Source organism: Shewanella yunxiaonensis, from assembly GCF_018223345.1.
GTDB classification, from domain to species: Bacteria; Pseudomonadota; Gammaproteobacteria; order Enterobacterales; family Shewanellaceae; genus Shewanella; species Shewanella yunxiaonensis.
This window is the reverse complement of sequence record NZ_CP073587.1, coordinates 519,629-540,496: the sequence shown is the minus strand read 5'-3', so window position 1 is coordinate 540,496 and position 20,868 is coordinate 519,629. Positions and strand designations below refer to the sequence as shown.

The following is a 20,868-nucleotide window of genomic DNA, read 5'->3' as shown; positions in this document are numbered from 1 at the left end:
ACACACCATGACTACTGTATTGAGTTCGCTCAAGGTTATCGCTCGCCCTGAAATTGCCCCTAAGCCACCCGTATTAGGTAAACGTATGAAGTTACTCGACAAGCTGGAGCAGCAACTATCACTGGCCGAGTGCATGATTGAAGGGAGGGAGTTTGAAGCCTACAAGGAGCGTTCAGTAAAGGATGCCGAGACGGGCGAACGCAAGAAAATCCGTCGCCGTTATATCGTCCGTCCATGGTTCTATGACAGCAACAATCACTACTACTTTGAGGTGCGGATTAGCAACAAACCAGTGGAGCTGCAAAAGGGCTGTCCGGCTATTGATGTCGGTGACAAGGCCAAGCTACCGGAAGTCATCAAGGTAGTGATTGATGCGGTGGAGAAAGGCGAACTGGACGAGCAGTTACTCGCCCCAGCCCCCAAGATTGGCAAAAAGGCTAGCGCTGACACAACGGCTGCTAACGAGAAATCTAGTACAGATAAAACCACCACCGAGAAACAGACTGCCAAGCCCGGTAAGTAACAACTCACATCGCTACACCAAGACCATAGAGAGGGGGAACCATTGCGTTCCCCTTACCTTTTTATGAAGGACAAGAAGATGCTCACCATTAATACCGACCTCCCTTTACCCGTATCCGATACCTTTGCCACCAAGTTAGCGGAACTTGTGAAAGATATTGATAGCTACAGCGTCACCATCAACTTCCGCGATGAGAATTACAGTGCCGAAAACGGGGGATTTCATCCGGTGGAGATCCGTTTGGAGCACCACCGAGATCATTGGCGACTCTGTTACATCACGGAGTTTTGTTACGTGGGAACCGGGTACTTTGCCGAGCTGACCAAAGCCATTGATTTTGACTTCAGTTACTCCACTTTTCAGACCTTGTATGGGTACTTCCCTATCAGGGCAGGACGTGACATGTATGAGATGTGGGAACCCAACTTTTTGAGCTACTGGGAGATGGGCGTTTTCACCATTAAAGTGACACCCAATTAGACAGGCAAACCATCCCAAAGCCCGCCTTAGATATCACTAATTCTCTTGCAAAGTTTGGAGCCGACCAGCACATCGGAAGATGAATGCTGCGTACAGTTGTACCCAGAATATTGTGGAACAAGGAAAGGATAAGCACTGGAAACGGAGACAAAAAAACCGACTTATCGTCGGCCTATTATCTCGCTAGGAGATGGTACCAGAGGACGGACTCGAACCGTCACGCTTTTAAGGGCGGGGGATTTTGAATCCCCTGTGTCTACCGATTTCACCACTCTGGCACAACTTTGTAGCTTCAAAAACTTTGCAAATCTTTGCAAGGATTTTGCGTGTAAATTCTATCGAACTTACTTTGTAAATCAATACCTTAGTTAGCTTTTCTAGCTAAGCACAGTGAATTTTGAATCCCCTGTGTCTACCGATTTCACCACTCTGGCATTGGATCTTACTTATTTACCCTGCATCCCCTTGAGGGTTAGCAGCGGTACGGACGGCATTATACCTAGGCGCTATACAATCGCAAGTGCTTTCAAAGGCACTATCATAAAATGCGGTTCAAGTGCTTAAATTTAAGACGTCGCGGCCTAATTTTTAGGCTTTAAAGACTTTGAATCACATTTCCGATGGTACTTTGGTGCAGGAAATTGATGCTGAAAATTTGATCGAGCGCAGATACTGAAATAAATGAGCCTTCTTCAAAACACGTATTAGGCGAATTCTTGATCATGATCAGGTTATGTCGACGCAACATTGACTACTTTTTAGCTGACTTTACGATAAGAGGAGCACGTGAATGACTCAATGGTTTGACCTAGATGTTATGTTCACAACTCCCCTGGGTCTACTGTCCACACTGGTGCTGCTTGGTACCGTTGGATTACTCGGTTACCTGTCTTGGGTGCTGATTGTAAAGTCTGCTAAGACTTAGTTTTCGTATTCCTTCTGCGAGTGACACTAGAAGTGATTTGGGCAGCATCGCGCTGCCCTTTTTGTTGTTCATCACGCGTTACGCTGCGTGCTTACGTACTTGAGCCAGACTATTGATGAATTGAGGCCGCGCTTTCATCAAGTGCTGCATATCTTCTTTGCTAAGTTCGCCCGCAGGCAATCTCAGTACCCGACGATTCAGATGCCGACGAGCTTTCATCGAAATTTTAAAATCCGCTGTGGGTCCTTGAATGGCGTAATGACGTTCATTTCCGACACATTCCAATATGTGCGTGTTTAGCAGACTTTGTACCACCATATCTTCTTTAGGCATGGTTAACACCGCACTTCCCTGGAGGAAAAATTCACGCAACAAGGCTCTTTCAGCCGGATCCAGTAATAACACCTTTTCTTCAATAGCGTCATCAACCCGACGCCCTTGCAAGTAATGTATCGCTTCATCCAGCAAAAAATTGACGATCAATGCTCCGATATAAGCTACCGCACATAACAGCCCTAACCCAATATAATGACCATTGTCAGCAACCCATAAATCCAAATTCACCAAATGCAGCAACGGTGATGGCGTAAACAGCAACAACGTTGTCAGCAATATGCCCCAAAGCGCGGTACCTAACAGTAATCCACGTACACTGAATGTTTTCGGTAAGGTGAGTTTGAATCGCTTCATGGTGATATCCGCAGTCAAAAATTTGCAATATCTAAGCGAAAGCAAATCTGGTGCCATTGTTTTGCATTAAAGGATGATGCTTAACCATAAAAGATGCCGACGGATTGGTCGGCATCTTGGCTAAATATGATGGGGCTCAGTCGTAACGTTGTGTAGTGAGCTTGGCGATATTGATGATCACCGCTACCGCTTGTTCCATCGATTCAAGACACACGTATTCGTGTTTGCCATGGAAATTATGACCGCCTGCAAATAAGTTGGGGCAAGGCAAGCCACGATAGGACAATTGGGCACCATCAGTACCACCGCGAATAGCCTTGATGTCCGGAGTAACGCCCGCCATCTCCATTGCCCGGCAAGCAATGTTAATCACATGAGGTGTAGGCATCACCGCTTCTTTCATATTGAAATAACTGTCAGAAATTGCGATTTCCAAGCTGCCACTTGTCAGTTCGTCATTATATTTCTGCACCAGATCCTGTAACCATTGCTTGCGTTGCTCAAACTGCACTTTGTCAAAATCGCGGATCAGATACACCAATTTGGCCTGTTCAGTTGTACCTTCCATAGATACCAAATGGAAAAAGCCTTCATAGCCACTGCTATGTTCTGGAGTATCGTGCAACGGCATTTTGGCATGGAAGCGACAGGCCATGGTCATAGCGTTAACCATGACACCGAAAGCACTCCCCGGATGGCAAGCATTGCCACGGGCAGTAATCACCGCAGTTGCTGCATTGAAATTTTCAAATTGGAGTTCACCAACCGCGCCGCCATCAACGGTATAGGCCCACTGCGCCGCAAAATGTTCGAGATCGAAACCCTTAACACCGCGCCCAATCTCCTCATCTGGGGTAAAACACACTGCAATTTCACCATGAGGGATCTCTGGATGCTGCAACAGATAATGCATAGCAGTAATAATCGCAGCAATACCCGCCTTGTCATCAGCGCCAAGTAACGTAGAGCCATCAGCAGTAATCAGTGTCTTGCCGAGATAATGCAGCAAATCTGGAAATTGCTCTGGAGACAGCTGTTCTTTGTCCCCCAGCGCAATAATTTGCCCCTGATAATCTGGAATTATCTGCGGTTTTACATTGGCACCGCTGTAATCAGGTGAGGTGTCCAAGTGTGCGATAAAACCGATAACCGGAATATCCGCGATGGTGGCAGGAACGCGGGCATACAAGCAACAAGCATCACTTAAAAAAACATCGCTGAAACCAAGCTCCAGCAACTCCTGCTTTAGGGTTGCAGCAAAGACCTTTTGGCCGGGAGAACTTGGGATAGAAAGACTATTGGGATCGGACTGAGTATCCGATTGCACGTAACGCAAAAATCGAGTGAGCAGAGCTTTTTGCATAGTCGTTTATACCTAGTGCAAGAAAGTGGCTGCATTCTAGCACAACCGACTTCCATACATTAGATTTAGATCATATTTTTGGTTTTAACGTATCAGGCATGTTGGGCCAGCTTTAACAGCACACGACTGACCGCAACAAAACCAAAGGTACCGGTCACCGCAGTAACCGCACCGAACCCGGCGGAACAATCCATACGCATACTGCCAGTCACCCCTTCTTTATTACTACACACGGTACCATCCAATTGCGGGTACTTAAGTTGTTCACTGGAGAACACGGCGTCAATGCCAAACCGACGCTGGGGATTTTTGCTGAAGTTGTACTCTCGGCGTAATAAATTGCGGACTTTTGCCAGTAAGGGGTCTTGGAAAGTTTTTGCCAGGTCTGTCACTTCCACAAGTGTTGGGTCCACCTGTCCCCCAGCACCGCCAACAGTGACAATACGAATTTTGTTACGCTTGCACCAAGCTATCAAGGCCGCTTTAGGTTTCACCGCGTCAATACAGTCCACCACGTAATCAGGAGCCCTTTCGGGTGCTAAATATTGCGGCAAATTATCGGCGCAAATGAAATCTTCGATTTCTGTCACCTGACATTGCGGGTTGATTTCGCTAATCCGTTCCGCCATCACATTGACTTTAGACTGACCCACCGTTGACGCCAATGCATGAATTTGTCGATTGCTATTCGTGACACAGACATCGTCCAAATCCATCAAACTGATCTGCCCAATACCACTGCGTGCCAGCGCTTCTGCCGCCCAGGTACCCACACCGCCAATGCCTATCACCATGACATGAGCTTCGGAAAATCGCTGTAACGCTGTTACGCCATAGAGTCTGGCAATACCACCAAACCGTTGTTGATAGCTTTCTGATTCGAACATATTTGCTGACAAGATAAGATCCCTGAACACTCGCACTCGCTCCCACAATCAAAAAGGCGAAAAGCGTTTAAAATTGCTGAGCTCATTTAACTTTTATAATTGTTCCACAAATTTGCAGGCCTTGTCTCGCGTGCATCACATGGTCTGCATTAACATATGGATTTTATTCACTAAAAATTTTTACTTTTTTCAAACATCAGCTAGAACTAATTTATCCTTTAGTTGAACGGCGAAAACAGATAGAGATAGGTATACTGCCATGTCGATACGTTTTTGCCGGAGCCTCAGGAGGTTACGTAAAAATAAACGACTGCTTTTTTTTTAACCACTAAATCGAGCTTTTTTCACTTTTTTGAAAAAGTTCCATGCCGCCGGGGCATAAAGTGTGATCTGCGCCACAATATTTAAAAATTAAAACTGCAAAAATCGGCGCAGCTTTATCTTGAGCAGGACGCCCGGGATTGGCCCAGGAACACAAAAAGCAAAACCATAAATAAATGGAATAGAACTTAGGTTCTAGGGAGCACATACATGAAGAAAAGTTTTATCTCTGCGTCAGTCGCTACTGTTCTGGCAGCTGCCTCTTTCGGTGCACTGGCTGATGGTCCATCTTTCTACGGTCGTTTCGACCTGATGATCACTAACTCCCAGAATAGCGACACCCTGCAGGGTGACACTGCTGGCGTTACTAAAGGTGACAGCGGTACTTATCTGGAAAATAACTTCTCATGGTTGGGTGTTAAAGGCTCTGAAAAGATTGCTGATGGTGTAGACATTGTTTACCAAGGCGAATGGGGCTTTGAAAACACTTCTAACACTGGTAGCTCAACTGTATTTAACTCTCGTAATACATTCTTTGGTTTCAAAACTGCTGCAGGTACTGCAGTATTCGGCCGTAAAGATACCGTATTCAAAAACTCTGAAGGTGGCATCGACCTGTTCGGTAACACCAACGCGGATATGGATCGTATGCTGCAGGCTCAGAGCCGTGTAGCTGATGGCGTGTTCTACTACTCTCCAAAAATCGCTGACGTGTTGACCCTGAATGCCAACTATCAGTTTGATGATAACAACGCAACTACGTCTGCCGGTGATGGCAGCAGCCAGTACGCACTGAGTGCGACTCTGGGCGATAAAGGCTTCAAAGCGCAGAACTACTACGCGGCAGCGGCTTACAACAAAGGTATCAATGGTATTGATGCTTACCGTGTAGTCGGTCAGGTTAAACTGGAGCAGTTTAAAGTTGGCGGCCTGTATCAGAAATCTGAAAGTGTACTGAATAGCAACCTAGATGGCAGCACTTACCTGGTGAACGTTGCTTATAACCTGAACGGCGTAAACCTGAAAGCTGAATATATCTATGATGATAGTGGCTTTGGTAGTTACTTCAGTAATGCCGCAGGGCTTACTTATGTAACCGTTGATTCTAACGGTGACCAGGTAACCAAAAGCACAACTATGAAAGCAAATAATGCTACAACCCGTGCTATAAGTGATGTAAGTGTTTCTAACATCATCGTTGGTGCTGACTATAAAGTGGCTAAAACTACACTGTTGTATGGTCACTATGCTCATTATGAAGGTGACTACAAGCTAGCTGGTTCTAAGATCGATCTGAATGACGACAACGTAGTTTCTGTCGGTGTTCGTTACGACTTCTAATCCGATTTCGGATACTAAAATGGCGACCTGATGGTCGCCTTTTTATTGCCTATCAATATTCTCAACAGAGTGTATCAACACTGGACAGCATCAGTATCTCGCCAGCGTTTCTTCCACCTTACGCAACCAGGCGCAGTTATCACAGTCACATTTTCGCCGTGATAAATGGTGCGGCGTAAGATTAGCGTCGACAAAATCCACCGCCATCAATAGCTGTTGTTTCAGCTCTTCGATGGACTTCTCTTCCAAAGCAACAAGATTATCATTGCGATTCATCCAGACACATTCCATCCCCTGATGACAGAAGGTACACTCATCATCAACAGGGTTGTAAAAGCCCGAATGCGGGCAATGGCGCAGCTCCATCGACTGGATAATTCTGGGTCTGGCATACTCAAATAACGCGATGAGTTCGCGCTTGTCAGGCTCGGGCATAACGCCTCCCGATAACGTTGCATTTTACACACAGATTACCCCCGACTGTTTTCGCCATTTTTGACATATATCAAAGTGTCGAAAAATCAGATGCGATAGGTACACATAAATCTGATATAGATCTCGCTTATATAGACTTGCCCACTAGACAGCCTGTCGTTTAAGTGCGTAGATAACACTATTACCCGACGTTGGAGCATCCCGTTGCAAGCCCCGGAACTACAGCACTTCTACATTTCGGAAGAGCAATCGGTTTATCTGCTCAAAGCCGATGATGCCAGAAAGCACCGGGCATGGATCCGCTTATGTCATCAACAACTGATCAAACTGGGTTATGCAGCGCCAGAACTTATCGGTAAAGGTGCTTATGGTTTTGTGTTTGCCGGCCGTAACCGCTACGGAGAGGAACACGTCTTTAAGTTTTCGCGCATCACCTTGCCACAAAATATTCAGGACCGGTTGGAAGAAGAAGCGTTTATCCTGTCACAGGTACATCATCCTAATGTTCCAGCGCTGATAAAATTTCAACGCGTTGGCCGACAAGGCATTATGGTGATGGCGCGTGCTTCCGGTGAAGACCTCGATCAACGCTGCCGACGCACTGGCGCGTTGCCAGTACAGGAAATTCTAAGTATTGCCCGGCAACTGGCAGATCTACTGCTTTATCTGCGACGCGGCAGACCTTTGGTTCACGGTGATATCAAACCGTCAAATCTGATCTATGACCCACAACAGGATAAGCTGTCGTTGATCGATTGGGGTTCCGCTGTATTTGCGCAATACGAAGCCGATGGCCAGCCAGCACACGCCAATGTCATGGAGTTACTTTCGTGCGATCAACAACATACCAATGCCCGCATGGGCGATGTGTATTTTATTGGTGAAGAACAACTCAACGGCGCCCTTTCCAGTCCGCGTTTCGACGAGCAGGGTGTGGCGGCGACCTTGTATGCATTGGCGTCTGGACAAGCGAGCCGCTTTGGTTCACGAGTGATCCCGCCCACGAGTCTGGGATTACCGATGGAGCTTGCCCGTACTCTGGAAGGCATGCTCAGCGATGATCCGTTATTACGTCAGCGCGCCGGCGATTACTTTTTGCGGAGCATGCAATACAGCCATTATCTGTTGCTGCCCCCAGTACCCGCAATGGAGCAGATTGGCGACATACCGGTTTGGGTGCAACCACAACATCGCGATGTAGAAACTGTCAGCTACAGTTCTCGAAAGTCATTTTTACGCAGTCATCAGGGCAATATGGGGTCTGCCGAGCCATTTCCGCAGGATGTACAACTGGAAAAATATTATCGTAATTTTCTGGCGGGCATGGGCGATACCGAAAAGGGATTTATTGCGGCCGTTGGCAGGCTGGGGCAATACCCGATTGTTGGTGGGCTCGCGATTCACTGGCGCGAACAAGGGATATATATCGACTCCAATCTGGCGTTGTACGATGTATCGTTGAAACCCGCATTGTTGCAGGCGGTCAACAACATGGTGACGCTCGCCCGTGGGATCCATAAAATCGGCATTTTTAAAGCCTGCTTCTTCAACGCTAAAGACACATTGCATCTGGAACGCAGCTCCGTTGAAGCGCCGTTCCAATGTCATGATGGTCAGCAACTGCCCTTCGAGATTGGCGAGGTGCCAACGCTGGAAGATAAATCGCGCCTGCATTCTTATTTCGAGGATGGTAAAGATCCTGATGAAAATCTGGAGTTGCCAGCAGAAATTATGGCTGAACTAGAACGACTTAACCATATTCACCACACAGGCTGCATCATCTTTGAAGCATTACCAACCCATCTGAAAATACACAGTTACCTTAGGTTGTTGAATCCGCGCAAACAGGCACAGTTTCGTGCCGGTCTGGACCGCATCCTGCAGCATGTTGATAAAATTCAAGGACAGGGAGTTTCCGGTTTTATGAAACTCCCCTATAAAAACACCCGTGAATTCTCCCATCTGGAACGGCGTCCGGAGCGCTTTTACCCACGCAATCCCAGACGCTGTTAATGCATCAGATAGGTGACCCTGGCGGCATTTTTACCGGCGTTAGGATCATCCGTTTAGTGGGAAATTTGTCGTGTTGTGCTATCAACCGCTGCATCTGCAGATAATGAGCCGCTTCAAAAGCAGTGACGCGCTTCTCTTTACGCTCGAACTGTTGCTGCCAGAACGCCAGCTTAGCACTGATCTGCGCCCGGACTTCAGGACGACAAGCGGGGTTATCCAAAGCATCGAGTACACCGTCTAAAACCACTGCATTGACACGCATCGCCACCGCTTGTTTATCTCCGGAGGGTAGATTAGCCAGCAGCGTTTTTGCCGCTAGTTGGTCCAGCAATTGTGGTATTGACACCTGCTCGTTATCACGGCTGGCTTGTTGATCTACCCGGTTAAGACGTTCACTTTGTAACAATAACCCGACCACATGGCGACTGAAGGCTTCCACCATCGCTTGCGGATCGTTTGCCACTCCTAGCGCGGAGGCAAAGCTCTCACGAGTTCGCTGATAATCACCGGCTTTAGGCACCAATTTGGCGTAGAGACTGGTCGGCAAATACAGTGAATCACTATCTAACGTGGCTATCACTTCTTTCAGTGCTCGTTGCTGCAACTCAGGCGTCATGAAATGCCAGCTGCCATTATCGCGGCGCTCCAGGTAGCTGTAATCCGTTCCACCGATAAATTTGGCTGCCGCCTCCACCTGATAGCGGCTCAGCAAATAGACCGGCACCAACGCATCGACCAGTTCGCCCAGGGGTTGCCCGGGAAGTAAGGCTGTAGCAGAAAACTGTTGCAGCGCCTGTTGCCGCACGCCTTGCAGCCGCGCCAGTTCAGCTAGCGGATCATTCCCTCGATCCCATAAACTGGCCCAAGCATTACCGGCGGACGCGCGTCGCGAATCCGCTTCGGCTATGTAACGTAATCCTTGCTGCTGCGTTTGTTGTAACAGCTGTGCCAGCGCCTTTTTTGTCGCGGCAGCGTCACCGAAATCACCATAACCATAGGTGATAGCAAACTTATCCCACGCCCCGATGCCTTCTCGATAAGGCTGACTGATATCAATCTGCCCATCAGTCAACTGAATATAGGGGTGCGGATAGTCCATCACCGAGGCGTTGTCATTGGTGGACGCTGCAAAATTGTGGCTGAGGCCAAGCGTGTGACCAATTTCGTGAGCGGCCAATTGTCTGATCCGCGCCAGTGCCAGGGCCATTGACGCCTGGTCGGCTGCCGCCCGGTCGTTCCAACCCGCAGTCACCCCACGTGCAATCAGTAAGTCCTGTCGCACCCGCAAACTACCGAGGGTTACTTGGCCTTTAATGATTTCACCAGTTCGCGGATCGGTGACGACCGCACCATAGGACCAGCCACGGCTGGCACGATGCACCCACTGCACCACGTTGTAACGAATATCTTGCGGATCAGCATCATCTGGCAGCATTTCCATTTTAAATGCGTTGAGAAAACCGGCGACGGCAAATGCTTGCGACCACCAGCGGCCACCTTCCAGCAAGGCACTGCGGATCGGCTCTGGAACGCCGGGGTCCAGATAATAAACTATCGGTTTAACCACCTCGCTGGGGGCCGGGCCTGGATGCACTTTCTGCAACCGATGTCGCAACAATAAACGCTTGGTAATATCTTGATCAATCGGCGTCGCATAATCACGGTATTCATCTGAAAGGAAGCCACTCATTGGATGATAAGGCCGCGGCTGATAACCAGAGTCTGGCAACGCGATAAAGGAAAAGCGCACCATCATTGACAACCACTGGCCGTCAGGGGCGACATCTGCCACCTGAGAACCCGGCTTATCCGCGGCAAAAGTTAGCTGAATGTCGACGTCGCTGTTGCGTGCAAAAGACTTGACGGATTTTGGCAGAATCGCCGAGCGACTGGGGTCAAGATGATAATGGCCTTGCCCGGTAGTTTTCAGTTGTTGCTGAATGCCATGTAAATCCGTCAGCAACAGCTCATTGATAGGCACTAATAAACGGGTGCCCGGTAACAGTTTTCCTTGCCATAACACGGAATCCGCGAAGGCTTCCTTCACCGCCCGTTGTTCAAATGGATTATCGCTATCGGCGCGATAATGCGTATTGAGCTGCTTTAATAAGATGAAGGGGCCCTGGCGTTCAAATTGCACCAGACGGGTATTGCCTAACTGGCCCCGGTCCAGACCAATATCATTGGAACCCGCACCTTGCGGTAGACTGGTGAGCAACAACAGGGGCTGGTTAAGGTGATTAGCTTCGAGATAAAGCTGACCGCTATCATTATCGAAATAGAGATTGATAAACCCTTCAGCTTTATGACTCGTGCGCAAAACACTGTTGCTGTCAGTGGCTGCAGTCACCGCCAGCGGCAGCAGCAATAAGCAAAACAGCAATCCCGACCATGATTTCATACCACGTCCCCGATTTAGTTGTTAGGCATCCGTGGCATCAACGTTAAGGGATTGATCCGCTTATCTCAAGTCTTGTTTATCCAATGACCCAGTGTGTCGAACAACTCATTGAGCATAATCGGCTTGGTAATGTGGGCATTCATACCGGCTTCCAGACTCTTATCCTTATCACCCGACATCGCATGAGCCGTCATGGCAATAATGGGCAACTGTTCCATCGAGTACTGCTTTCGCAGTTCACGAGTCGCGGTTAACCCATCCATCACCGGCATCTGAATATCCATCAGCACTGCGTCGTAACCTTTTTGAGCCACCATCTCCAGCGCCACTTTACCGTTTTCGGCCACATCAACGTCATAACCACCGCTACGAAGCAATTCGCAGGCAACCTGCTGGTTGATTAAGTTATCCTCTACCAGCAGCACTAAACCGCGTTTATCGCCGCTTTCGGCCGCAGGAAGTTCCTTCACCACATTAAGTTCTGGTGCTTCCGAAAATGCCGCGATAATTTCGTTAAACAGTGCTGATGACTTAAACGGCTTTTGCAACAGGGCAAACACGCTGGTATTGCCCAACTCCTGCGCCATCGGTTCCGCCGAATAGGCAGTCATCATAATGACGACAGGTCGTTTGGTCAGTTTGCCGTTCACCACCATTTCATCCATGGCAATGACAACATCCCGGCCGTCCATCTCTGGCATTTTCCAATCAATCAGCAATAGATCATAGGGGTGCTGTTCGAGTTTACACAGGGCTTCGGCACCACTGGCGGCAGTTTCTACATCAAAATGGAAATCACGTAACTGCGCTGCGTATATCTGCAATGCCGAGGGGTTGTCATCCACCACCAGCGTACGCAGATTATTAAGACGCTCAGGCACTGACAGTGGCGCTACGGTGGTCTCTTCGGCCATTTCAAAACTGACAGTAAAACTGAAGATACTGCCGACACCAGGCTCACTCTGTACCCGCAAATCACCGCCCATCATCGACACCAGATGTTTACTGATGGACAGCCCCAGCCCCGTACCACCATACTTGCGCGTAGTCGAACCATCAGCCTGCGCAAAAGCATCGAACAATTGCTTCTGCTTAGTCGGTTCAATACCAATGCCAGTATCACGCACCCAGAACTTTAAGGTTATGCGGTGATCACGTTCTCCCACATCTTCACAGCCCAGCTCTATCTCGCCATCGGCAGTAAATTTCACGGCGTTTGACAACAGGTTGACTAACACTTGCCCCAGTCGTAACGGATCGCCTTTGAGGATCAGCCCGGCGGTCACCGGCGCATATAACAGCAGTTCAATGCCTTTCTCCTGCGCTTTGAGGGCATTGAGATCCAGCGCGTGTTCCAGCACTTTATCCAGCTGGAATGACACTTTTTCCAGTTCCAGTTTGCCGGCCTCAATTTTAGAGAAATCGAGAATGTCGTTAATAATCCGCAATAGGGATTGCGCCGAGAAACCGGCTTTTTCCAGATAATCTTGTTGCTGAGGCGTGAGACTGGTGCGCTGCGCCAACTGCAGCATACCGATGATGGCATTCATCGGCGTACGGATCTCATGGCTCATATTCGCTAAGAATTCGCTCTTATAGAGGTTGGCCAGCTCCGCATCTTTTTTCGCTTCCAGCAACGCCAATTCGGTGCTCTTATGGCGCGTGATATCCTTATTGGTCCCCAGCATACGTCGAGGATCACCGTTACTGGTGAACTCCACCACCCGGCCACGAGCCAAAACCCAATGATAATTTCCACCCTTGCCGCGCATACGGAATTCCACTTCATAGGTTCCCACCGGCGCCTGAAGATACTGCTCTCGCGCGTCCTGAACCCGCTGCCGATCATCCGGGTGGGTTAATTCATCAATGGTAGAAACCAAAGCGGGAAACTCGTTCGCCTGATAGCCCAGCATGGTGTAGAAAGAGGGGTTACAGATGATCTGTTCTGAGTCCAGATACCAGTCCCACAAGCCATCTTCTACCGCGTCCATCGCCAAATGATAACGTTCTTCTGATAACCGTAGCTGCTCGGCCGATTCATACTCGCGGGTGACATCGCGCCACACCACAATCAGACCTTGCAGTTCTCCACGACGGTTGTAAAACGGTAGTTTTAAGGTATCGAGCAACACTGGCCGCCCCGCCAGTTCCACTTTTTCCTGATAGCGTAGTGGCGTCCGTTCCTGCAATACCTTGGTATCTTCCAGCTTGATGCGTTGTGACATCTCCGGCGGGATCAGATCCTGATCCGACAGCCCGATCATTTCGCTTTCGGTATACCCCAGCACCCGTTCAGCCGCCTTGTTACAACCGAGGTACTTGCCTTCTTTGTCCTTAAACACAATGGCTTCGGGAATCGAGTCCAGTAATGAGCGCAGCAACGCAAATTCCTGTTCACGGCGTTCAGTCGTTTCACGTAACCGCTCAGTACGCCGCGCCACCAGTTTATCCAGTCGTTTGTTCTGCTCCGCCAGATGCTTGGTGTATTGCTGGTTCTCATCAAAAATGCGGCTGACCAGTTGAAACCAGGGAAGCCAGTCGCGATTGATCTTTTTCGGCGGTTCTTGCGGTGCCTGTGAACAGGCTTCCAGATGATTCAATAAGCGCGACGCCGGACTGACAAATGAGCGCCTGGTCTGCCAGTGCACTATGGTCACCAGTATCGACAGGGCCAGCACCACCAGGAAAAAGGTGGCTTTCAGTTTCTCAAAGGAGTCCGAGAACATGTCATCTACGTTCTGCAGGTAGAGCAAACGCCAAGGTGCGTTATGCAGCGCCACAGAGTAGATGTAATAGCCATTACGGATCATGCCTTCATGGGCATCAAACAGTTCTGATTCCGGCAATGAATGCAGCTCCGCCGGAATGCGCTGACTGATGTGGTACACCCGGTTGATACTGGAGGTATCAAAGTCACTGTGCGACAGAATGTTATTACCCTGGTCGAGCAGGATCACCGTCCCGGGCATTTTAAAATACAGCCGGATCTGCCGCGCCAACGACGCCAAGGTCATATCCAGGTTGATAGAGCCGATAAAATCATCATCAAGGTAGATTGGGACGCCCAGCGTCGTCAGCAGACCATTACCCGCCGCATCCACATAGGCTTCACTCCAGAACACACTGCGCTGCGGGTTCATTTCAGGCGTCGCTAACTGAAACTGTTGGCGGTGCAGTAACTCATCACGGAAACGAACATCGTCTGACGGCCAGGGGTAATAGGACATCATCCGCCGCTTGGAAATGTAATAAATCGCGGAGGCTTTAGGCGCAGCTTCTTTGGCAACGGGAAACGACAGCGACAGCTCAAACAACATTTCCAGTTCCTGATAGAACTTTTCGCTGCGACCATCAAGCGAACCAATACCGGTAATGCGCCCCATATTGGTAAACGGTTCGCCACTTTTGGCGTAGGAGGGTTCTAGCGTGAAATACTGCCCGCTTTCATTAAATTTCTCATATTTGGGCAGCCATTGTTTGCGCACTTGCTCTGCTAAACGCAAGTGGTCAACAGCAATATCTCGGAGACTTTTGACGGCGCGAATACTGGATTCCAGCAACAGATCAATCTGCATGACGTGACGATCCACTTGTTCCTCACGTAACTGCATCTGTTCATTTTTCTGGCGCTCGTAAAACCCCCAAGCGGTCAGCAACGCCAGCACTATCACACCTATGTAGGTGTAAAATACCGCGCGGTTATAATTTTTCTGGATAGGTGACTTAAGCTGAAGCTCAGGTTCTATTGATTTCATCCCTTACCCTTGGACAACGCTGTTGACTCGACACAGCGCAGATAACTGCCACTATGATAGCAGTTTACCGTGTAAAACAAAGGCCTCACTCGAGGCCTTACACACGATTACAAAGGCTTACAACTGCTCTTCAGCAAATTCCGCTAACCGGGAACGAACCACACCATTGAGATAAATATTGGCACTGCCTTCAAACTGTTTGAACCGTTCAACGATATAGGTCAAACCGGAAGTCACCGCGGTGAGATAGTTGGAGTCAATCTGTGCCAGGTTACCGCAGCAGATAAGTTTAGTGCCCTCGCCCATGCGGGTAATCATGGTTTTGATTTGCGAGGCGGTCAGGTTCTGGCACTCATCCAGCAACACCACGGCATTCTGAATTGAACGACCGCGCATAAAGTTAATCGATTTAAACTGGATATTGGCTTTATCCATGATGTAATTCAGCGATCCTGCAGGGTTAACATCATGTTTATGCAGCACTTCCAGCGTGTCAGTAATGGCGGCAAGCCACGGTGCCATTTTTTCCTCTTCGGTCCCAGGCAGGAACCCGATGGACTCTGCGATTTCTGGCGTATTACGAGTGACGATGACCTTATCGTATTGATTACGCTCAATCACCAGCTCCAATGCCGCCGCCATGGCCAACAACGTCTTACCGCAACCCGCCGGGCCGGTGAGGATCACCAAATCAATATCCGGGTCCATCAACGCCTGCAATGCCATGCCCTGATAAATATTTTTAGGTCGCACTCCCCAGGCTTCCATATTCAGCAAGCGATCACGCCCGAGATCCAACACGCTGAGAGAATCATTTGAACGCCCGACGACCCGACCGCAAAAATTGGATTCCGCATCCAATAGATATTGATTCATGTAAAAAATATCGTCACCCAGATCCTTTAACGGCACATCATGGATGGTCTGCCGGCCATGACGCTCGGTCGCAACGCGCTCCAGGTGTTCCCAAAAATTGCCTTCAAATTCGTGGAAACCTTTGGACAGGAAACGAATATCATCAATCAGCTGGTCGGTTCGGTAATCTTCGACCATCAGCATACCCGCACCTTTGGCCTTAAGACGCATATTGATGTCTTTGGTGACCAGTACGACCGGACGGGGATGATGCAGCTTTTGCAAATAGAGTGCAGTGTTGATAATGCGGTTATCGTTGTTATCACCCGGCAGGGCGCCGATAGTGAATTCAATCTGATGATCAGGGAAAATCGCGAGGGTACCGGTAGCGTCACTGTGGCCTTCACGCGTTGGCAGCAGCACACCGTTAATAATCTGTTCCGGCGTAATATCACCACCCAGAGTATCTTCCAACGCCCGGATAGCCACTCTGGCATCACGACTGACATCGCGCTTACGGTCTTTGATCTGGTCCAACTCTTCCAGCACCGTCATGGGGACCACCACGTCGTGCTCTTTAAATGAATAAATCGCCAAGGGTTCATGCAATAAAACATTGGTATCAAGTACAAACAATTTCCTGTCGTCTTGTTCCATAGCGCCTCCATAAGCGTCATTGCATTATGTCTTTGTAGTTTTGTATTGGCGGGTTACGCCCGAATATAAAGTCAGAGGCTCCTGTGCAGAGGTGGGTTGAAGGCGTCCCCCGAATGTCGGGTTCAGTTTTTATACTGTCACCATTATTTCGGGATGACAATCGCTTCGCCCGAAGAATTTTTAACACAGAATTTACATCATTGAAAAAGTAGGCAATTAACTGAGGGTCGAACGGCAGCTAGCGGGATTGGTATTATAATCGGATTGATATAACATACGCGCCCTTCAATAGGCGCCGAGGAAAAGAGTTAAAAATGCCATTCGCTTTAGGTCAACGTTGGATCAGTGATACGGAATCAGAGCTTGGATTGGGCACAGTTGTGCAACTGGAAGGCCGGATGGTCACCCTGCTATTTCCGGCAACCGGAGAAAACCGTATTTTTTCTCGAAATGAAGCCCCGCTGACCCGCGTGATCTACAACCCCGGTGACAAAGTCAAAAGCCATGAAGGCTGGACGCTGGAAATTCAGCGTACCGAAGAAATTGATGATTTAGTCCATTACCATGGCATCAATAGTGACAGTGGCGAACAAGTCTGCCTCAGAGAAACCTTACTCGACCATAACATTCGCTTTAATAAACCGCAGGATCGCTTATTCGCCGGCCAGATAGACCGCATGGATCGTTTTGGGATCCGTTATCAGGCACAACGTCTGCGGCATGATCTCGCCACCTCACCGATGCTCGGATTGCAAGGTCCGCGGGTCGGTTTGATCCCGCATCAGCTGTGGATTGCCTCTGAAGTGGGTCAGCGCCATGCCCCTCGAGTGCTACTGGCCGATGAAGTAGGTCTGGGGAAAACCATTGAAGCGGGCCTCATCATCCACCAGCAATTGATGACCGGTCGAGCCGAACGGGTACTCATTCTGGTACCAGACACCTTACGTCATCAGTGGTTAGTCGAGATGTTACGCCGTTTCAACCTGCGCTTTTCCGTGTTTGATGAAGAGCGTTGTGTGGAAGCGTTCGCCGATCACGACAACCCGTTTTACACCGAACAGTTGGTGATCTGTTCGCTGGATCTGTTGAAACAAAAACGCCGTCTTGACCAGGCTCTGGATGCCGACTGGGATTTACTGGTGGTAGATGAAGCGCATCACTTGGAATGGACAGCCGACAAACCCAGCCGTGCGTATCAGATTGTTGAGGCGTTAGCACAGGTAATACCTGGTGTGCTGCTGCTCACCGCAACCCCCGATCAGTTGGGGCATGAAAGTCACTTTGCCAGACTCAGGCTGCTCGATCCTAACCGCTTCTACGACTATCAGGCATTTATCAAAGAAGAACAGGATTATCGCCAGGTAGCAACCGCCGCGGATGCCATTGCCAGCGGTCGCAAGTTACCCGATGATGCGATTGAACTTCTGACCGAACTGCTGGCGGAAAAAGATATTATTCCAGCCATAAAACTGATCCAGGCAGACAATATTGCGCCAGAACAACAGCAACAAGCGCGCGATGAATTGCTGCAGCAATTACTGGATCGGCACGGTACTGGGCGAGTCCTGTTCCGTAACAGCAGAGCCTCAGTAAAAGGTTTTCCGCAGCGCATATTCCACAGCTACCCACAGCCGATGCCCGAGCAATATGAAACGGCCATGCGCGTAGCGCTGACCATGAATCGCAACTTGCCAGATGAGACCCAAGCCCGCCTTATGTTGACACCGGAAAAGCTGTTTCAGCAATTCGATGAACAATCAGCGGCATGGTGGAAGTTTGATCCGCGGATCGACTGGCTAATCGAATTTCTGAAAAATCATCGCAGCAAGAAAGTGTTGATTATCACTTCCCAGGCGGCAACCGCATTGAGTCTGGAAGAAGCATTGCGCACCCGAGAAGGGATACTGACCACCGTGTTCCACGAAGGCATGTCCATCATTGAACGCGATAAGGCGGGTGCCTTCTTTGCCCAAGAAGAAGGTGGCGCACAGGCGCTGATCTGCTCAGAAATCGGCTCAGAAGGTCGTAACTTCCAGTTCGCCAGCCATCTGGTCTTATTCGACCTGCCACTGAATCCTGATCTGTTGGAACAACGGATTGGACGTCTGGACCGTATTGGTCAACAAAATGATGTACAGATCCATCTGCCCTATATCGAAGACTGCGCGCAATCAAGGTTGCTCGATTGGTACCATCAGGGACTGAACGCTTTTGAGCAAACCTGTCCGGTCGGCCATATCCTATTCAAGGAATTTTCTGAAGAACTGTTGCCGTTACTTGTCCATGCTGATGACGAATCCATGACCAGTCTGCTCAATCGCGTGCGGGCGCAATACAAAGAGTTGAAACAGGCAATGGAACAAGGGCGGGACAAATTGCTGGAACTCAACTCAAACGGCGGTGATCGCGCCAAAGCGCTGGCTTGGCAACTGGCAGAGATGGACAATGACACCCAACTGATCGGTTCGGTTATCCGCTTGTGGGATGTGATCGGTGTCGATCAGGAAGACAAAGGCGAAAACACCATAGTGCTGCATCCGAGTGAGCACATGATGTTTCCAACTTATCCGGGATTACCAGAAGATGGGATTACCGTGACCTTTGACCGCAACACCGCGTTGTCGCGTGATGACATTGCTTTAATCACTCAGGAGCATCCGCTGGTACAAACCGGTCTGGATCTGGTCACCGGTTCGGATACGGGGACAACGTGCGTTTCGCTATTAAAAAACAAAGCCTTGCCTGCTGGCACTCTCTTTCTGGAATTAATCTACATCGCTGATGCGTCCGCACCGAAAGCCAGTCAGCTCTTCCGCTATCTGCCGACAACGCCTATCAGGGTCTTGCTCGATAAAGATGGCAATAATCTGGCCAGTAAAGTGACTTATGACCAATGGGAACGGCAGTTGAGTCCGGTAAATCGCCATATTGGCAGCAAACTGGTAAATGCTTCACAGCCATTGCTCCACCCGTTGCTGGCCAAAGGAGAGCAACATGGACAGGATGCAATGGCACAGTTGATACAACAAGCCCGGCAACAGATGGAATCCAGCTTGCTGAGTGAACTGGAACGCCTGGAAGCGTTACAGACGGTAAATCCCAATATTCGTGAAGATGAACTGGAATACCTGCGGGAACAGATACGAGAACTCAATGGCTATCTGGATAACTGTCAATTGCAGCTCGACGCCATCAGATTAGTACTGGTCAGTCACGTGTAACAGCTAAGCCCGCCGCTGCGGGCTTTTTTACGCGTGCGCGCACTATGCGAATGGCATAATCCTTTTATAATGAGACCAGATTCTCGCCGCCCGGGGACAATTTTGCTCAAACATTACGCACTGTGGTCATTACTGCTGACGGCCATACCGGCACTGCCGTTAGTGGCAGCGTCCGCACCTGCGACTGACGCTGACAAGGCTGAGATCAGCCAGATCCAGATTGACAGTAAACCGGCCACGGTGCTGACTCGTGAGTGGCAATACCGCATTCATCGCGGTAGTGTCATCATCATTCCGCCACCAGGGCAGCAAGCAATGTCACCCGGTTTGCTGAACTATTTAAGACAAAATCTCAACCTGTCCGGCTGGACCACCTTTAGCCTGACACCACCACCGCAGCCGCAGGAACCTAACTTTACCACTGCCGCCACCGAAGTCAGCAAAGCCGGTGATGGCAAAACGCCGCCGCCAGGAAACTCGACACTGAGTAAACGTAGCGATGCAGACTGGCAACAACTACAGAAAAGCCAAGAAGACTATCTGCGACAAGGGCTAACGCAACTGCAATCCTCCGCTCAAGCCTTTGCCGGGAAACAACTGCTGATTGCCGAAGGGGCCTCTGCAGCGTTAGTGTTGAACCTGCTCACCCGCCAAGGCATCGCTAAACCGGATCTATTAGTGCTGATTAATCCGTATAATGAGCCGTCTGCGGCTAATTCCGAGATCCCAGCGCAATTGGCTAAATTGCCGTTGACTGTACTCGATTTACAATCCCGTGACGCGAATAGTGCATCGCTTCGCACGCAACTACAGCGGCAGCAGGTGTTTGAAGCTCATCCTGGATATCGCTCGCGCCAGCGACTGTTAGCACTCGACCTGACGCAACAGACTGCATACGAACGTTGCCTGCAGTTAATTAATCAGATGGGCAGCAGCATTACTGGCAGCAGCGGTGCGCAAACCGCCAAGGTAACCTCAGAAACAAGCAGCTAAAGGTC

The 20,868-nt window shown here is 49.4% G+C and carries 13 protein-coding genes and 1 tRNA gene; 6 read left to right on the top strand and 8 right to left on the bottom strand.

Annotation, left to right across the window (positions count from 1 at the left end; translation table 11 throughout):
- Positions 1–7 precede the first annotated feature (7 nt).
- The gene (locus KDN34_RS02495; RefSeq protein WP_212595368.1) at positions 8–523 is read left to right on the top strand and encodes a hypothetical protein; all 516 of its coding nucleotides are present in this window, start codon (positions 8–10) and stop codon (positions 521–523) included.
- Positions 524–601: 78 nt separating this feature from the next.
- Positions 602–1,003, top strand: a complete 402-nt coding sequence (locus KDN34_RS02490) for a DUF2787 family protein (RefSeq protein WP_212595367.1) — start codon at positions 602–604, stop codon at positions 1,001–1,003.
- A gap of 191 nt (positions 1,004–1,194) precedes the next feature.
- Here KDN34_RS02490 and KDN34_RS02485 read toward each other — a convergent pair.
- From KDN34_RS02485 to tcdA, 4 genes are all read right to left on the bottom strand, one after another.
- Positions 1,195–1,281, bottom strand: a tRNA-Leu gene (locus KDN34_RS02485).
- Positions 1,282–2,006: 725 nt separating this feature from the next.
- Positions 2,007–2,618, bottom strand: coding sequence for a superinfection exclusion B family protein (locus KDN34_RS02475; RefSeq protein WP_212595365.1), 612 nt, complete (start codon positions 2,616–2,618; stop codon positions 2,007–2,009).
- 136 nt (positions 2,619–2,754) lie between these two features.
- Positions 2,755–3,981 (bottom strand): peptidase T, encoded by a 1,227-nt coding sequence (gene pepT, locus KDN34_RS02470; RefSeq protein ID WP_212595364.1) that lies wholly within the window; start codon positions 3,979–3,981, stop codon positions 2,755–2,757.
- Positions 3,982–4,073: 92 nt separating this feature from the next.
- Positions 4,074–4,868 (bottom strand): tRNA cyclic N6-threonylcarbamoyladenosine(37) synthase TcdA, encoded by a 795-nt coding sequence (tcdA, locus tag KDN34_RS02465; protein ID WP_212596494.1) that lies wholly within the window; start codon positions 4,866–4,868, stop codon positions 4,074–4,076.
- Positions 4,869–5,399: 531 nt separating this feature from the next.
- On the opposite strand from tcdA, the gene KDN34_RS02460 reads away from it, so the two are divergent.
- A complete protein-coding gene (locus KDN34_RS02460) occupies positions 5,400–6,530 on the top strand; it encodes a porin (protein ID WP_212595363.1) in 1,131 nt (376 codons plus the stop codon).
- A 90-nt stretch (positions 6,531–6,620) separates the two neighbouring features.
- Here KDN34_RS02460 and KDN34_RS02455 read toward each other — a convergent pair whose 3' ends face one another.
- A complete protein-coding gene (locus KDN34_RS02455; RefSeq protein ID WP_212595362.1) occupies positions 6,621–6,965 on the bottom strand; it encodes a hypothetical protein in 345 nt (114 codons plus the stop codon).
- 204 nt (positions 6,966–7,169) lie between these two features.
- Between KDN34_RS02455 and KDN34_RS02450 the strand changes: the two genes are divergently transcribed.
- Positions 7,170–8,978, top strand: a complete 1,809-nt coding sequence (locus KDN34_RS02450; protein WP_212595361.1) for a protein kinase domain-containing protein — start codon at positions 7,170–7,172, stop codon at positions 8,976–8,978.
- A gap of 4 nt (positions 8,979–8,982) precedes the next feature.
- Here KDN34_RS02450 and KDN34_RS02445 read toward each other — a convergent pair whose 3' ends face one another.
- The 3 genes from KDN34_RS02445 to KDN34_RS02435 form a co-directional block, all read right to left on the bottom strand.
- On the bottom strand, positions 8,983–11,379 hold the full coding sequence (locus KDN34_RS02445; RefSeq protein WP_212595360.1) for a zinc-dependent metalloprotease: 2,397 nt from the start codon (positions 11,377–11,379) through the stop codon (positions 8,983–8,985).
- 65 nt (positions 11,380–11,444) lie between these two features.
- Entirely contained in the window at positions 11,445–15,137 is a 3,693-nt protein-coding gene (locus KDN34_RS02440) for a response regulator (RefSeq protein WP_212595359.1), read from the bottom strand.
- Positions 15,138–15,254: 117 nt separating this feature from the next.
- Positions 15,255–16,649: a PhoH family protein gene (locus tag KDN34_RS02435; protein ID WP_212595358.1), complete on the bottom strand. Its 1,395-nt coding sequence runs from the start codon at positions 16,647–16,649 to the stop codon at positions 15,255–15,257.
- A 314-nt stretch (positions 16,650–16,963) separates the two neighbouring features.
- Between KDN34_RS02435 and rapA the strand changes: the two genes are divergently transcribed.
- On the top strand, positions 16,964–19,870 hold the full coding sequence (rapA, locus tag KDN34_RS02430; protein WP_212595357.1) for an RNA polymerase-associated protein RapA: 2,907 nt from the start codon (positions 16,964–16,966) through the stop codon (positions 19,868–19,870).
- Positions 19,871–19,972: 102 nt separating this feature from the next.
- Entirely contained in the window at positions 19,973–20,863 is an 891-nt protein-coding gene (locus KDN34_RS02425; protein ID WP_212595356.1) for a DUF3530 family protein, read from the top strand.
- Positions 20,864–20,868 lie beyond the last annotated feature (5 nt).

Coding starts and splice junctions, on each gene's coding strand:
- KDN34_RS02495 (WP_212595368.1), top strand. CDS start 8: ATGACTACTGTATTGAGTTCGCTCAAGGTTATCGCTCGCCCTGAAATT.
- KDN34_RS02490 (WP_212595367.1), top strand. CDS start 602: ATGCTCACCATTAATACCGACCTCCCTTTACCCGTATCCGATACCTTT.
- KDN34_RS02475 (WP_212595365.1), bottom strand. CDS start 2,618: ATGAAGCGATTCAAACTCACCTTACCGAAAACATTCAGTGTACGTGGA.
- pepT (WP_212595364.1), bottom strand. CDS start 3,981: ATGCAAAAAGCTCTGCTCACTCGATTTTTGCGTTACGTGCAATCGGAT.
- tcdA (WP_212596494.1), bottom strand. CDS start 4,868: ATGTTCGAATCAGAAAGCTATCAACAACGGTTTGGTGGTATTGCCAGA.
- KDN34_RS02460 (WP_212595363.1), top strand. CDS start 5,400: ATGAAGAAAAGTTTTATCTCTGCGTCAGTCGCTACTGTTCTGGCAGCT.
- KDN34_RS02455 (WP_212595362.1), bottom strand. CDS start 6,965: ATGCCCGAGCCTGACAAGCGCGAACTCATCGCGTTATTTGAGTATGCC.
- KDN34_RS02445 (WP_212595360.1), bottom strand. CDS start 11,379: ATGAAATCATGGTCGGGATTGCTGTTTTGCTTATTGCTGCTGCCGCTG.
- KDN34_RS02440 (WP_212595359.1), bottom strand. CDS start 15,137: ATGAAATCAATAGAACCTGAGCTTCAGCTTAAGTCACCTATCCAGAAA.
- KDN34_RS02435 (WP_212595358.1), bottom strand. CDS start 16,649: ATGGAACAAGACGACAGGAAATTGTTTGTACTTGATACCAATGTTTTA.
- rapA (WP_212595357.1), top strand. CDS start 16,964: ATGCCATTCGCTTTAGGTCAACGTTGGATCAGTGATACGGAATCAGAG.